The following is a 13,070-nucleotide window of genomic DNA, read 5'->3' as shown; positions in this document are numbered from 1 at the left end:
AACTCATGGCAATGACAGATCCTATCGCCGATATGCTCACCCGCGTGCGCAACGCCTGCAAGGCTAAGCTCCCCGTGGTGGACATTCCTGCCAGCAACCTGAAGCGTGAAATTGCACGCGTTCTGCAGGAAAAAGGTTTCATTAAGAAGTTCGTCGTGGTCGAAGACGGCAAGCAGGGTATCCTCAAGGTCCTGCTCCGCTACACCAACGGCGTTCCCGCAATCCAGGGCCTCCAGCGCGTTTCTACGCCGGGTCTTCGCCACTACGTTGACGTGGCCAAGCTCCCGCGTGTCCGTAACGGCCTCGGCTATGCGATTATCTCCACATCTAAAGGTGTGATGACTGACCACGAAGCCCGCGAACAGAAGGTGGGTGGCGAAGTTGTCGCAAAGGTCTGGTGAGGTAAAAGATGTCCCGTATCGGAAAAGCTATTATCAATATCCCGGCTGGCGTTAAAGTTAACGTCAATGGTCAGAACATCAAGGTGGAAGGCCCCAAGGGCAAGCTGGAAACTAACGTTCACGAGCTGATCTCCATCAAGCTCGAAGGCAACCAGCTTTCCTTCACCCGTCCGAACGATGAAAAGTTCTCCCGCGCTATGCACGGTACCACCCGCGCCCTCGTCGCCAACATGGTCGAAGGCGTCACCAAGGGTTTCGAGAAGACTCTCGAAATCGTCGGTGTGGGCTACCGCGTCGAACAGAAGGGCAAGGACCTGAACCTCGTTCTCGGTTTCTCCCACCCGGTCATTTTCAAGGCACCCGAAGGCGTCGAGCTCAAGGCTGTCGACCCGCTGAAGATTTCCATCTCCGGCATCGACAAGCAGAAGGTCGGCCAGGCTGCTGCAGAAATCCGCAAGTACAGGAAGCCTGAACCGTACAAGGGCAAGGGCATCAAGTACACCGGCGAAATCATCCGCCGTAAGCAAGGTAAGAAGACAGGTAAATAAGGGTAAACTATGACTGCAATTGCTAAGAAAAGAATCCAGTCCAGAATCGCACGCCATGCTCGTGTGCGCAAGACTGTTGTCGGAACTGCAGAATGCCCTCGTTTGGCTGTTCGCCGTTCCTTGTCCCACATGGTCGCCCAGATTATCGATGATGCGAACAACAAGTCTCTCGCTCAGGTCGCAACGACTGCCAAGGAATTCCAGGGCAAGTTCGCCGAAATGACGAAGACGGAACAGGCCAAGCAGCTTGGCCTCCAGATCGCTGAAATCGCGAAGTCCAAGGGCATTGAATCCGTGGTCTTTGACCGCGGCGGTTACATCTATCACGGTCGCGTTCAGGCTCTCGCTGAGGGAGCTCGTGAAGGCGGACTCAAATTCTAGTGAGGTACACTTTGGAACGCGAAGCTCAAGTTTCTGAATTTGAAGACAAGGTTGTACACATCAACCGTTGCGCAAAGACCGTCAAGGGCGGTCGCCGTATGTCCTTCTCCGCTCTCGTTGTCGTCGGCAACAAGAACGGCAAGGTCGGCGTGGGTCTCGGCAAGGCTAAGGAAGTTTCCGAAGCCATCCGCAAGGGTACCGAAGCCGCTCAGCGCAATATCGTCGAAGTCCAGCTCCTCGACGGCACCATCCCGCACGACATCGAAGTGAAGAGCGGTTCTACCCGCATCCTCCTCATGCCGGCTGCTCCGGGTACTGGCGTTATCGCCGGTGCTGCCGCCCGTGCTGTTCTCGAACTCGCCGGTGTGCGCAACATCCTCACCAAGATTCACGGTTCTTCCAACCCGAGCACTGTCGTCAGCGCTTGCCTGGAAGGCCTGATGTCCCAGAAGAACAAGCAGGACTGCGCCAAGCTGCGCGGTTTTGAAGCCTAAGGAGTAATACACCATGAAGAAAGTTCGTATTACTTTGATCAAGGGCACTGTTCGCCGCCTGCCGGTGCACCGTGCCAATGTGAAGGCCCTTGGCCTCCGCAAGATCGGACAGTCTGTTGAACACGTTTTGACCCCCAGCATCCAGGGCATGATCAATGCCGTGGCTGACATGGTGAAGGTCGAGGAGATCTAATAATGGAACTCAATACTCTCAATCCTGGCAAGGCTGCCAAGGGCAAGAGCCGCAAGCGCATTGGTCGCGGTCCGGGTTCCGGTTGGGGCACCACCGCTGGCCGTGGTCAGAAGGGTGCCGGTGCTCGTAAGAGCGCCCAGGCCGGTCGTGTCGCCTTCGAAGGCGGCCAGATGCCGATCCACCGTCGCATCCCGAAGCGTGGTTTCAAGCACGCCGGTGTTGAATTCCAGATCGTGAACCTGAAGAAGCTCGCTGGCGTTAGCGTCACGGACTTCGACGCTCAGGTGATGTTCGACCAGGGTTTCATCAAGGATATTGACAAACCGATCAAGGTCCTCGCTTTTGGAACCATCGACAAGGCAATCAACGTAAAGGTTAACGCCATCAGCGAAGCTGCAAAGTCTGCAATCGAAGCTGCCGGCGGCAAAGTCGAGATCGTCTAATGGAAGCTCTCAAGAAAGCCATAGATGCGTTCGTCAACGCGTTCAAGATAGCCGACCTGCGTAAGAAGATTCTCTTCACGCTCGCCGTGCTCATCATCTACCGCGTGGGCGCCCACATCACAATCCCCGGAGTAAACGCTGCCGTGCTGGCAGAATACTTCAAGAACTCGAACAACCTGTTCGGCCTGTACGACTCCTTCACGGGCGGTGCGTTTGCGAAAGCGACCGTGTTCGCCCTGGGTATCATGCCTTACATTAGCGCGAGCATCATCATCCAGTTGATGGGCTCCGTTATCCCGGGCATCCAGATGCTCCAGAAGGAAGGTCAGGAAGGCCGCGCCAAGTTGAACCAGTACACCCGCTACTTTACGGTGGCTCTCGCCGCCTTGCAGGGCTGGGGCATTTCTGTGTGGCTTTCCTCCCTCAAGGTGTCCGTTTCCGGTGTCCAGGTTTCTGCTCTCGCAGACGACTTCGCCACCGGTGCCGGTAACATCGGTTTCCGCTTACTTGCTACCCTGACCTTCACCGCAGGAACCATCTTCGTGATGTACCTGGGCGAACAGATTACTTCGCACGGTGTGGGCAACGGTATTTCTCTTATCATCTTCGCCGGTATCGTCGGGGGCCTTCCGCGGGCCTTCCTCGCCCAATGGGAAATGTTCAAGGAAGATATCCAGCCGCTCGCTAGCGAAATCATCATTCTCGCTATCGTGGTCGTGATTATCGGATTTATCGTTTTCGTAGAGCAGGCGAACCGTCGCATTCCACTCCAAAGTCCTCGCAGGACTGTCGGCAACAAGGTCATGGGCGGCCAGTCCAGCTATTTGCCCTTCAAGGTGAATACCGCTGGCGTGATCCCCGTGATTTTCGCAAGCTGCATCATGTTCATTCCGGCCATGATCGCATCTTGGTTCCCGAACGTTTCTGCGATGCAGTCGTTCGCCATCGCGTTCGTCCCTGGTCACCTGTCCTACAGCGTGATCGACGCGCTCCTTATCATATTCTTCACCTTCTTCTACACGGCAATCCAGTACAACCCTAACGACATTGCCGAAAACCTGAAGAAGTCTGGGGGATTCATTCCGGGAGTTCGTCCGGGCAAGCAGACGGCCGAATATATTGACCACGTTTTAACCCGAATTTCTCTTCCCGGGTCGCTTTACCTCGCTTTTATTAGCGTTGCGCCCTGGTATCTGAAAGACGCCTTCGATATGAGTTTCTATATTGGGGGCACCTCGGTACTTATCGTGGTCGGTGTGGCGCTGGATACGCTTCGTCAACTCGAAGCCCAGTTGCATACCAAGAATTATGAAGGTTTCTTGAAGCATGGCCGCATCCGCGGCAGGATGGCATCTTAGTGGCTAAAGAAGAAGGCATTCAAGTAGAAGGCGTTGTGTTGGAAGCTCTCCCCAACGCATTCTTCCGTGTCCAACTCGGAAATGGTCACGAGATCCTCGCACATGTTTCAGGAAAGATGCGTCGGCATTTCATCCGAATTTTGCCGGACGATAAAGTGTTGGTAGAAATTTCTCCCTACGACCTCAATCGTGGAAGAATCACTTACCGTTACAAGTAATAGGTATTTTCAAAGAAGGTCAAACCTATGAAAATCAAAGCCTCCATCAAACCCAGATGTGAAAACTGCAAGATCATCCGTCGCAAGGGTGTATTGCGCATCATCTGTTCGAAGAACCCCCGTCACAAGCAGAAGCAGGGATAAGGAGATCGTATGGCACGTATAGCTGGTGTCGATTTGCCGAAAAACAAGACCGTCGAGTACGGCCTCACGGCAATCTATGGTGTCGGTCTGTTCACCGCAAACAAGGTCTGTGCTCAGCTGGGCATCGACAAGAACAAGAAGTGCGATGACCTCACCGAAGAAGAACAAGGTAAGATTCGTCATCTTCTCGAAGACGAATACTCCGTGGAAGGTCAGCTCCGCGCGGAAGTTACCCTGAACATCAAGCGTCTCTTGGATATCGGTTGCTACCGTGGTATCCGCCACCGCAAGGGCCTGCCGGTCCGCGGTCAGCGTTCCCGTACCAACGCCCGTACCCGCAAGGGCCCCAAGAAGACTGTGGCTAACAAGAAGAAGTAAGGAGATTCGTCGTGGCTGAAGAAGAAATCAAGGAAACCGCTGCCGCTGCTGAAGCTCCGGCCGCAGCCGCTACTGAAGAAGTTAAGGTCAAGAAGGGCAAGAAGCGTATTGACATCCAGGGCATCGCCTGCGTCAACGCCACCTTCAACAACACAATCGTCTCTATCACCGACGCTCGTGGCAACGTCGTCGCTTGGGGTTCCCCCGGTAACTCCGGCTTCAAGGGCTCCCGCAAGAGCACTCCGTTTGCCGCCCAGCTCGCTGCCGAAACTGCCGCCCACAAGGCTTTCGACCTCGGCATGCGCAAGGTGGATGTCCGCGTGAAGGGTGCCGGTGGTGGCCGTGAGTCCGCCGTCCGCGCTCTCAAGAATGCGGGCCTCGAAGTTCTCTCCATTCGAGACGTGACGGGTATTCCGCACAACGGTTGCCGTCCTAAAAAGAAGAGAAGGGTCTAATCCAAAGAGGTATCGCCTATGATGTGGAAATCACTTCAGATGCCGCGTAGCTTCCAGAAGGTGGAATCTAGCGAAGACGGTCGCAAGGCCAAGTTTGTTGTCGAAGCTCTCGAAAGGGGCTGGGGCATCACGCTCGGTAACGCTCTCCGCCGTGTGCTTCTTTCCTCCCTGCAGGGTGCGGCAATCGTCTCCGTGAAAATCGAAGGCGTTGAAAAGGAAATGTCTACGATTCCGGGTGTCAAGGAAGATGTCACGGATATCATCCTGAACTTGAAGAGCATCCGCGTGAAGCTCCTTTCCGACCATGACGAAACACTGCACCTGGATATGTCCGGTGACGGCGAAGTCACGGCCAAGGACTTCATGGACAATCCGAACGTGGTCATCCTGACCCCGGATGTCCATATCGCGACATTGAACGGGAACGCTTCGCTCTCCATGGATGTGAAGATCTCCTGTGGCCGCGGTTTTGTCCGTGCCGACGAATTGAAGGACAAGGACGCTCCGATCGGCGTTATCGCCACGGACGCTAACTTCAACCCGGTGCAGCAGGTCGCGATGCACATCAGCGATACCCGCGTTGGACAGCGTACCGATTTCAACCGCCTGGAACTCGAAATCACGACTGACGGCTCCATTGATCCCGAAGACGCCCTCGCATACGCTGCGAAGCTCCTCGTCGATCACCTGGAAATCTTCATCAACTTCGAAGGCGACCTCGAGAGCCCCGAAGAAATCGAGATGGACGAAGAACGCCAGCGTATTGCGACGCTCCTGCGCACTCGCGTGGAAGAACTCGAACTCTCCGTTCGTTCCAGCAACTGCCTGCGTATGGCCAACATCCATACCGTCGGCGAACTTGTGCGCAACAAGGAAAACGATATGCTCAAATACAAGAACTTCGGAAGGAAGTCCTTGGTGGAACTTAACGAGGTATTGACCTCCATGGGCCTTTCTTTTGGCATGGACGTCGATGACTACTTGAAGGATTAACAATGAGACACGGTGTAAAGAACAAGAAACTGGGCGTGAACGCCCAACACAAGCGTGCCATCCTCCGCGCCCTTGCTACCTCCATTATCGGTAAGGGCATGGAAGCCGAACAGTCTGCCCGCTACGTGCGCACTACGCTCCACAAGGCAAAGATTGTCCGCTCCAACGTGGACCGCATGATTACCTACGCGAAGAAGGGCGACCTTTCTGCCCGTCGCGAAGCTGCCCGCTTCATCACGAGCCCGAAGGTGCTGCAGGACCTGTTTGCTACCATCGGCCCGCGCTACGCGACCCGCAACGGTGGCTACACTCGCATCATCAAGCTCGGCCCGAACCGCGCTGGTGACGCTGCCGAAATGGCCCTCATCGGCCTCGTCGAAGACGAGATCGTCGTGAAGGAAAAGAAGGCTGCTGAACCCGCCAAGTCCGATGCCGTTAGCATGGTCGAAGGCGAAGGCAAGGCTTCGAACTAAGGTTTCGACACGTTTAGAAAGGCCCGGCGTATTTGCCGGGCCTTTCTATTTACCGTTGTCGTATATAAAAATGACACGGGAATGACTCTGTAGGCACGCTTTTTTTGTATTTTTGTAGAACGTCTATTTTATTGCTGGTTAATGAATTATGTCTAGGTTCGCGACATTTATCCTGTTCCTGTCTGCTTTTTGCGCCCTCTCGTTTTCGGCGACGCTCCCGAGCGGTGTTACCGGCGTGACCCAGCAGGGAATCCAGCCCAGGAGCAGCGTGACGCTTGCTCCCGCGTATTCGGAAGTCACCGTCGATTCCACGTACAAGCTGGGGCCGGGCGACTTTCTCGATATCGGGCTCGAGAACAACTACCTGACGGTGCAGATTTACCCGGACGGCTATGTCGCAATCGAGGAATGCGGTTCCGTGAAGGTGGCGGGCAAGACCCTCGCCGAGGCCCGCGAACTTATCCTCGACCTTGCATCGAAGCGCTACAAGCGCGAGTACTGCTACGTGCAGCTTTCGGCCCTCAAGCGGTTCCGCGCGAGCATCATGGGCGCGGTGGTGCACGTGGGCCAGCACCCGGTGGACCCGCAGACGCGCCTCAGCTACTTTATCCGGCAGGCGGGCGGTCCGCTCCCGACCGCGAACCTAGAAGACATTACCCTTATTAGGAACGACGATACACTGCATATCGACTTCAACGCGATATCGACCAAGGGCGATTTCGCGAGTGACCCGATTATAGAGCAGGGTGACCGGATATTCGTGCCCTACCAGGTGATGGGCGAGAACGTCGCGCTCCTGTTCCCGGGATACCGCACGAGCGTGCCCTACAAGGAAGGGCGCACCATCCAGGAATACTTCGAGCTTTCGGGCGCCGGCCGCCTCCACAACTACGGCTACAAGGCCGTGTGCGTGCGCGAACCGGGTAGCGACCCGCGCTGGATTCCCATAACCGAGATGAGCAAGACCACGGTGCAGGCCAACACGGAACTCGAGTTTACCGTGAAGGAGATGCTCGTTTACGTGGGCGGCGCCGTTGCCCGCATTGGGCAGGTGGAATACAACCCGAGCTGGCACGCCATCGACTACATCGCCGCGGCTGGTCTCAACACGATTTCGGGTACGTGGAGCCAGGTGAAGGTGTGGCGCGGCAACAAGCCCGACCCGCTGAAGCTGAGCGTTACCGAGGACCCGATTCTCCCCGGCGACTACATCGAGATTCCCAAGAGCCGCTACGAGGCGTTCAAGGACTTTACGCTGTTCCTCGCCTCGCTCCTCACGGTGGTGTCCTCGGCCTTCATCATCTACGCCAGTTACAACAAAAAGTAGCGCACTATGAAACAAGAGAGTTCAGGATTTATCGAAGTCTGCCTCAGGCTCATCAACAGCAACCTGCGGCACTTTTGGCTGTGCGCCTCTATCGTGATTATACCTACGCTCGCGGTGTTCGCCCTCGTGATGTGGGTAATCGAGCCCACGTACCGTTCCAAGGCGATTGTCACTCCCCCCTCGGCATCGAAGACGAGCCTCCAGGGTCTGGGCAGCCTTCTGGGCGGGGCTTCGGGCGGCCTCAGTTCGCTTCTCGGTTTTTCGTTCAGCGATAACGACGCGAACGCCGTGTGGACTATCCTCAACTCGTGGGAGCTCCACAACATGGTCATCGACAAGTTCAACCTTGCCGAGCACTACGAGTTCGACGGCAACTTCCATGCCGACCTGCTGAAGGAATTCCGCAAGAACTTCAGCCTCGACTGCAACAAGGAAAGCATGTTCGAGGTCGCCATCGAGGACAAGGACTACAAGCTTGCCGCCGCCATGGTGCAGTTCATGCTCGACAAGGCGGATTCCGCGTTCAACGCGTTCAAGACGGCGCAGGCGAAGCAGTCGAGGGAATACATGCAGTCGCGCCTGGATTCGTGCGAGCATGCGCTCGACTCGCTGTTGCAGGGCTTTACCAAGTTCCAGGTGGAACACGACTTCTACGACCCGGAAATCCAGCTGGAATCGACCATCAAGTATTTGGGCGAACTGCAGAGCAGGCGCGAGGAACTCTCGATTGAACTTGCGTTCGAGAAGGCGGACCGCGGCGAAGGCAGCAAGCGCTACGACGAACTTTCCAAGCGCTACAAGAGCGTGAACTCCGCATTGAACGGCGCCCTCAACGGCAAGCAGAAGAACGTGGGCGTGGTGTCGCTCAAGAAGTCTCCCGAACTGACGACCGAGTACATGCAGTGGAAGGCGCAGATAAAGATCCAGGAAGCGCTCTACAAGATTCTGCGCCAGCAGAGCGAGGAACTCCGCATGGAGGAATCCAAGATGCTCACCAACCTGCACGTGCTGGAAGCTCCTTGGGAAAATGATAAGAAGGTCGCCCCCCTGCGCGGCGTGACCCTCATCTTTACCGTGTTCGTCACGTTCCTCATCGCGACGATTGTTGCGAACACGCTCGACTACCTCAAGGAAGAGGAGGCGCGCGGTTCATCGGTCGCCGAGCAGTGGAAGGCGTTCAAGGGGTTCTTCAGAAAACAGAAGGCATAGCCTATGTTTCACTGGATGGCTGTATATCCGGTAACGTGCGCGCTCCTTCTGGTAGTGCTCTTTTGCCTGTTGCAGTCGTGGCTCCTGAAGAAGGACTTCTTTAGTCCGGTGACGGTTTATTGTTTTTCGCAGTGTATAACGCTTGCGATTGCCTACCTGCAGATAGACGCGTTCATGTCGGACTTCAAGCCGCTTACCTGGATGGTGTGGATACTCGGGCTTGTCTCCTTCTGTACGGGCTGCTTTGTGGCCAAACTTACGGCGAAGGCGCGCTCTCTCCCGGTGCGCGTCGTGGAGGCGACTCCCCCGCAGGGCTACAACTGGCGGCTCCACCTGGTAATTTCGTTTTTCATGTTTGCTTTGTTCCTTGTGGGCGTGGTAAAGATTATCGCGGTCGCGGGAAACCTCATCATATTCACCGAGAATCCGGGCCGCTGGATGAGCAAGGACGTGAGCTACGGGTACTTTCCGCTGCTGTTCAGTAGCGGGCCCCTGTGCGTGCTCATGTTCGGGGTTGCCGCGTTCAAGAAGTTCAACGATGTGGTGTGGGTGAGGCGCGTCTCGTTCGTGATGGTGTTCGTGGTGATTGTCGTGAACCTGCTTGCCTACCCGAACCGTACGGCGCTCTTTTTCAACCTGGGATTCTTGATGATACTCATCAACTATCTCTACAAGCGCATATCGCCGCTCATTATCCTTATCGCGATGGCGGTTGCCATCCTGAGCTTTGTCGCCATCAGTAACCTGCGTAACCAGTACGGCACCAAGGGGGTCGAGAACAAGGCGCTCGAGGTGTTGGTGGTGCTCCCGTACAAGTACGTGGCCAACAACTACTGGAACATGGACTACGCGATTAACCCGCCCAACGACGACGAGTACCACCCGCATACCTACGGGCTCGATTTTTTGAGCGGGTTCCTCGAGTTCTTCCGCATCCCGGGGAGTTTCAGGAATTCGTTCGGCTGGGACGACGCGTTCAACGAGAGCATCCAGAAGGAGTACGGGTTCAACACCGTGAACTACCTGTGGGATGTCTACAAGGATTTCCACCTGCTGGGAGTGCTGTTCTTCCCGTTCCTGTGCGGCATAGGCCTTACGGTTCTGCACCTGAAGCTATGCAGGCCGTTTACGCCGAGGCAGGTGATGTTCCACGTGTTCTTTATCTACTTCGTGGGCTGGTGGTTTTTTACCTCGGGCTACAAGCAGAGCATCTACTGCATGTGGGGCGTGGCGATATACCTAGTGACCACGATATGCTCTAGGCCCGTGGAACTTTCGCAGGAAGGCGCCGAGCCTGCGGGCCAGTCGCCTGCAGGGCTTGCAGATGCGACTGCCGATACCGGTGATGCGCGGGAAGGCGGCGCGGAGTGCCTACCAGCGGATGCGCCGCTTGAGGGTGAAGTAGAATGCCAGCGCGATGGTCAAGAAGACGTCGCCCGCTAGGGTGAGCGCGGGAATGCATTCGGGCGCGAACATGCCCGACCCGTAGTAGCACACGCCGATATTGAAAATGCCGCCGAGGGCTATGAGCGTGCAGTAGAGCGCCATGCGGCGTTCCTTGAGCAGGGTGGATATCATGTTCATGCGGATGGCCTGCAGTATGAGCGAGCAGGTGAGTATGCGGAGGCAAAGCGAACTCGTGTATAGCACGTCGCTTGTCCAGGGCGCTGCAAAGAAGATTATCTTGAGCGTCCATTCGGGGAACACCGAGAACGGCGTGCTCACCGCGGCTATAAACAGCGTGAATATCCCGATATCGCGCAGGTGGAGCGTGCGGCTGTCGGTCTGGTGGAGCGATATGAGGCTCGACGATATGAAGTGTACCATGAGCCCCGACGCCAGTATTATTAGTTTATGCGCAAAGCTGTACGAGCCGAGGAATTCGGGAGTTGCGGCATGCGATGCGGTGTATAGCCCCACCGGCAGGTAGGCGAAGCTTGCGATGCTCGCGATGGCGTAGGGGACCGCGGATTTGAACATGAGGGTGAAGAACCTGCGCGCATGCCTGCCGATAGAAAGGACTGCCGGGGTAAACGCCTGCCGCACGCCGAACCCGAACGCGGGCAGTGCCGCGAGCACCATCGAAAGCGCGATGGGCGCGATGGAATCAAAGCGGAGCACGCAGAGTGCGATGCCCATGATGGCGGTGTACGATACGGTGTGGAGTATTTTCGAGATGAGCAGCTTTTTCCAGAAGTTCCCGCAGATGAAGTACCAGTCGAAGAACGCGTGCTGGAACAGTAGCCCGAAGGCGAGAATGAGTTCGCCCCAGAAGGCGGGGTGGTCGTGGCGTGCGACAATCGCGAAGATGACCATCGCGCTGGCGGCGATAGCCGTGGTGAGGAGCCTCAGCTGCAGCACGTTCCTGAACAGCCTGCCCTCGGTGGCCCTTTTCCCGAAATAGGCGAGAATGAGCGTGGCCATGCCGAAATCGGCGAGCGCGCAGAATATGGTGTAATCGCTTTGTAAGATTCCGAAATATCCGAAGTTGACAATTCCGAGGTTATTTGCGATAATATTCTGTACAAGGACGGAAACGCCTTGTATGAGTATGTTCACCAAGGAAATGAAAACGCCGATCTTTATGTTCTTGAATACTTGCAACGAGGGATAAAATAGATGTTTTGCTCGCAAATGTTTTGGACTTTTTCTAATTTTGGGTGCGGAAACGCGAAAGTGGCGGAATTGGCAGACGCGCCAGACTTAGGATCTGGTACTTCGGTGTGAGGGTTCGACTCCCTCCTTTCGCAGAGAATTTCAAATTAAACCGCATATCGGAGTCCATAATGTCCGTTGAAATCAAAGAAACAAGCGCAACCGTGCGCACCCTCGAAGTCGCAATCCCGCAGGCCGACCTTGAAGCCCCCTTCGAAAAGAAGCTTTCCCAGTACAAGAAGCAGGTGGCCCTGAAGGGTTTCCGCCAGGGCATGGTCCCGAAGGCGATGATCCTGAAGCAGTTCGGTGACGCCATCCGTCACGAGGCCGTGAACGAGACCGTCGACAAGGTTGTGGGCGAGGCGCTCAAGAACGCGAACATTATCCCGGTCGGCCAGCTCAAGGTCACCAAGTTCGAAGACAACAAGGAAGCCGGCGTCGCACTGACCCTCGAAGTCGAAATTGACCCCGAAATCGACATCAAGGGCTACGACAACACGGGCATTACCGTTCCCGATACCGCCGTGCACGAAGAGGAAGTCCAGGAAGAATTTGACCGCCTGGTGAAGATGTGGAGCAAGGACGAGCACGTCGACCGCGCCGCGGGCAAGGGCGATGTCGTCGTGGGCAACTACATCGAGGTCGTTATCGACGGCGAAAAGCAGGAACTCCCCGAAAACAAGGAATTCCGTAGCCTGCTCGGCGAATCCGCCTCTCCGGGATTCGACGAGGGCCTCATGGGCGTCAAGGCGGGCGACAAGAAGGAAATCAACTTCAAGTACCCCGATGACCACAAGGACGAACGCTACCGCGGCAAGACCGCCCAGTTTAACGTGGAAATCACCGACGTGCGCGAAATCGTGCCGCCGACCTTCGACGAGGAATTCTGCAAGCAGGTGGGCGTCAAGGACGTCGACGAACTGAAGGCCAACCTCGCCGAGAGCCTCGCCAACCAGAAGCAGGATGCCGCCAAGACGAAGGCCGTGAACGAGGCTATCGACAAGCTTATCGAGCAGAACCCGTTCGAGGTGCCGAACGCCCGCGTGCTCGACCTCATCAGGTGGTCGCTCAACCGCAACGTGCAGGACGAGAAGGACGCCGTCGAGCCGACCGAAGAACAGGTGAAGACGCTTTCTCCCGAGGCTATCCGCGAAATCAAGAAGCACCGCATTCTCGACTTCGTCGCCACGAAGGAAAAGCTCAAGGCGAGCCAGGCCAAGGTGGACGAACGCCTCCAGCAGATGGCGAATGCCTACCATATCGGCTTCGAAGATTTGAAGAACCATTTCCGCCAGAGCGGCAGAATCAACCAGCTGCGTGACGAACTCCGTGTCCAGATGGCTGCGGACTTCATCGTGGGCATCCGCCCCGCTGCCGAAGAAACCAAGTAAAAGAGGTTA

Annotated in this window: 18 protein-coding genes and 1 tRNA gene; 18 read left to right on the top strand and 1 reads right to left on the bottom strand. The window is 56.1% G+C overall.

Annotated elements, in window-relative coordinates:
• The first annotated feature begins 5 nt into the window (after positions 1-5).
• The 16 genes from rpsH (at position 6) to CRO08_RS08945 (ending at position 10,458) form a co-directional block, all read left to right on the top strand.
• Positions 6-401 carry a 30S ribosomal protein S8 gene (rpsH, locus tag CRO08_RS09020; protein ID WP_097035954.1) on the top strand — a complete coding sequence of 132 codons (396 nt, stop codon included), beginning with the start codon at positions 6-8 and terminating at the stop codon, positions 399-401.
• An 8-nt stretch (positions 402-409) separates the two neighbouring features.
• Positions 410-949: a 50S ribosomal protein L6 gene (rplF, locus tag CRO08_RS09015; protein ID WP_097035953.1), complete on the top strand. Its 540-nt coding sequence runs from the start codon at positions 410-412 to the stop codon at positions 947-949.
• A 9-nt stretch (positions 950-958) separates the two neighbouring features.
• A complete protein-coding gene (gene rplR / locus CRO08_RS09010) occupies positions 959-1,330 on the top strand; it encodes a 50S ribosomal protein L18 (protein ID WP_072807554.1) in 372 nt (123 codons plus the stop codon).
• A gap of 11 nt (positions 1,331-1,341) precedes the next feature.
• Positions 1,342-1,824 carry a 30S ribosomal protein S5 gene (gene rpsE, locus CRO08_RS09005; RefSeq protein WP_072807555.1) on the top strand — a complete coding sequence of 161 codons (483 nt, stop codon included), beginning with the start codon at positions 1,342-1,344 and terminating at the stop codon, positions 1,822-1,824.
• Positions 1,825-1,837: 13 nt separating this feature from the next.
• Positions 1,838-2,017, top strand: a complete 180-nt coding sequence (rpmD, locus tag CRO08_RS09000; protein WP_072807556.1) for a 50S ribosomal protein L30 — start codon at positions 1,838-1,840, stop codon at positions 2,015-2,017.
• Positions 2,018-2,019: 2 nt separating this feature from the next.
• Positions 2,020-2,460: a 50S ribosomal protein L15 gene (rplO, locus tag CRO08_RS08995; RefSeq protein WP_072807557.1), complete on the top strand. Its 441-nt coding sequence runs from the start codon at positions 2,020-2,022 to the stop codon at positions 2,458-2,460.
• Positions 2,460-3,818 carry a preprotein translocase subunit SecY gene (gene secY, locus CRO08_RS08990; RefSeq protein ID WP_072807558.1) on the top strand — a complete coding sequence of 453 codons (1,359 nt, stop codon included), beginning with the start codon at positions 2,460-2,462 and terminating at the stop codon, positions 3,816-3,818. The genes rplO and secY overlap by 1 nt, the downstream gene beginning before the upstream one ends.
• The gene (infA, locus tag CRO08_RS08985) at positions 3,818-4,036 is read left to right on the top strand and encodes a translation initiation factor IF-1 (protein WP_014546098.1); all 219 of its coding nucleotides are present in this window, start codon (positions 3,818-3,820) and stop codon (positions 4,034-4,036) included. Before secY ends, infA begins: the two co-directional genes overlap by 1 nt.
• Before the next feature lie 27 nt (positions 4,037-4,063).
• Positions 4,064-4,180, top strand: a complete 117-nt coding sequence (rpmJ, locus tag CRO08_RS08980) for a 50S ribosomal protein L36 (RefSeq protein WP_014546097.1) — start codon at positions 4,064-4,066, stop codon at positions 4,178-4,180.
• Positions 4,181-4,189: 9 nt separating this feature from the next.
• On the top strand, positions 4,190-4,558 hold the full coding sequence (gene rpsM, locus CRO08_RS08975; protein WP_072807559.1) for a 30S ribosomal protein S13: 369 nt from the start codon (positions 4,190-4,192) through the stop codon (positions 4,556-4,558).
• Between the two features lie 26 nt (positions 4,559-4,584).
• On the top strand, positions 4,585-5,013 hold the full coding sequence (rpsK, locus tag CRO08_RS08970; RefSeq protein ID WP_173304119.1) for a 30S ribosomal protein S11: 429 nt from the start codon (positions 4,585-4,587) through the stop codon (positions 5,011-5,013).
• 18 nt (positions 5,014-5,031) lie between these two features.
• A complete protein-coding gene (locus CRO08_RS08965) occupies positions 5,032-6,006 on the top strand; it encodes a DNA-directed RNA polymerase subunit alpha (RefSeq protein WP_072807561.1) in 975 nt (324 codons plus the stop codon).
• A 2-nt stretch (positions 6,007-6,008) separates the two neighbouring features.
• The gene (rplQ, locus tag CRO08_RS08960) at positions 6,009-6,479 is read left to right on the top strand and encodes a 50S ribosomal protein L17 (RefSeq protein WP_072807562.1); all 471 of its coding nucleotides are present in this window, start codon (positions 6,009-6,011) and stop codon (positions 6,477-6,479) included.
• 148 nt (positions 6,480-6,627) lie between these two features.
• Entirely contained in the window at positions 6,628-7,806 is a 1,179-nt protein-coding gene (locus tag CRO08_RS08955; RefSeq protein WP_097035952.1) for a polysaccharide biosynthesis/export family protein, read from the top strand.
• Positions 7,807-7,812: 6 nt separating this feature from the next.
• Entirely contained in the window at positions 7,813-9,015 is a 1,203-nt protein-coding gene (locus CRO08_RS08950; RefSeq protein ID WP_097035951.1) for a lipopolysaccharide biosynthesis protein, read from the top strand.
• A 3-nt stretch (positions 9,016-9,018) separates the two neighbouring features.
• Positions 9,019-10,458 carry an O-antigen polymerase gene (locus CRO08_RS08945; RefSeq protein WP_097035950.1) on the top strand — a complete coding sequence of 480 codons (1,440 nt, stop codon included), beginning with the start codon at positions 9,019-9,021 and terminating at the stop codon, positions 10,456-10,458.
• On the opposite strand, the gene CRO08_RS08940 is transcribed toward CRO08_RS08945, so the two are convergent.
• Complete coding sequence (locus CRO08_RS08940; protein WP_176495110.1) at positions 10,387-11,574, bottom strand: oligosaccharide flippase family protein; 1,188 nt, start codon at positions 11,572-11,574, stop codon at positions 10,387-10,389. The two genes, CRO08_RS08945 and CRO08_RS08940, sit on opposite strands and share 72 nt — an antisense overlap.
• 111 nt (positions 11,575-11,685) lie before the next feature.
• Here CRO08_RS08940 and CRO08_RS08935 point away from each other — a divergent pair.
• Together CRO08_RS08935 and tig are read left to right on the top strand one after the other, a co-directional pair.
• Positions 11,686-11,765 (top strand) — tRNA-Leu (locus CRO08_RS08935).
• Between the two features lie 36 nt (positions 11,766-11,801).
• Positions 11,802-13,061, top strand: coding sequence for a trigger factor (gene tig / locus CRO08_RS08930; RefSeq protein ID WP_072807567.1), 1,260 nt, complete (start codon positions 11,802-11,804; stop codon positions 13,059-13,061).
• Positions 13,062-13,070 lie beyond the last annotated feature (9 nt).

It is taken from the genome of Fibrobacter sp. UWT3 (assembly GCF_900230125.1).
GTDB lineage: Bacteria > Fibrobacterota > Fibrobacteria > Fibrobacterales > Fibrobacteraceae > Fibrobacter.
Note: the sequence above shows the minus strand (reverse complement) of the source record. Positions and strands in the feature narration are given on the sequence as shown.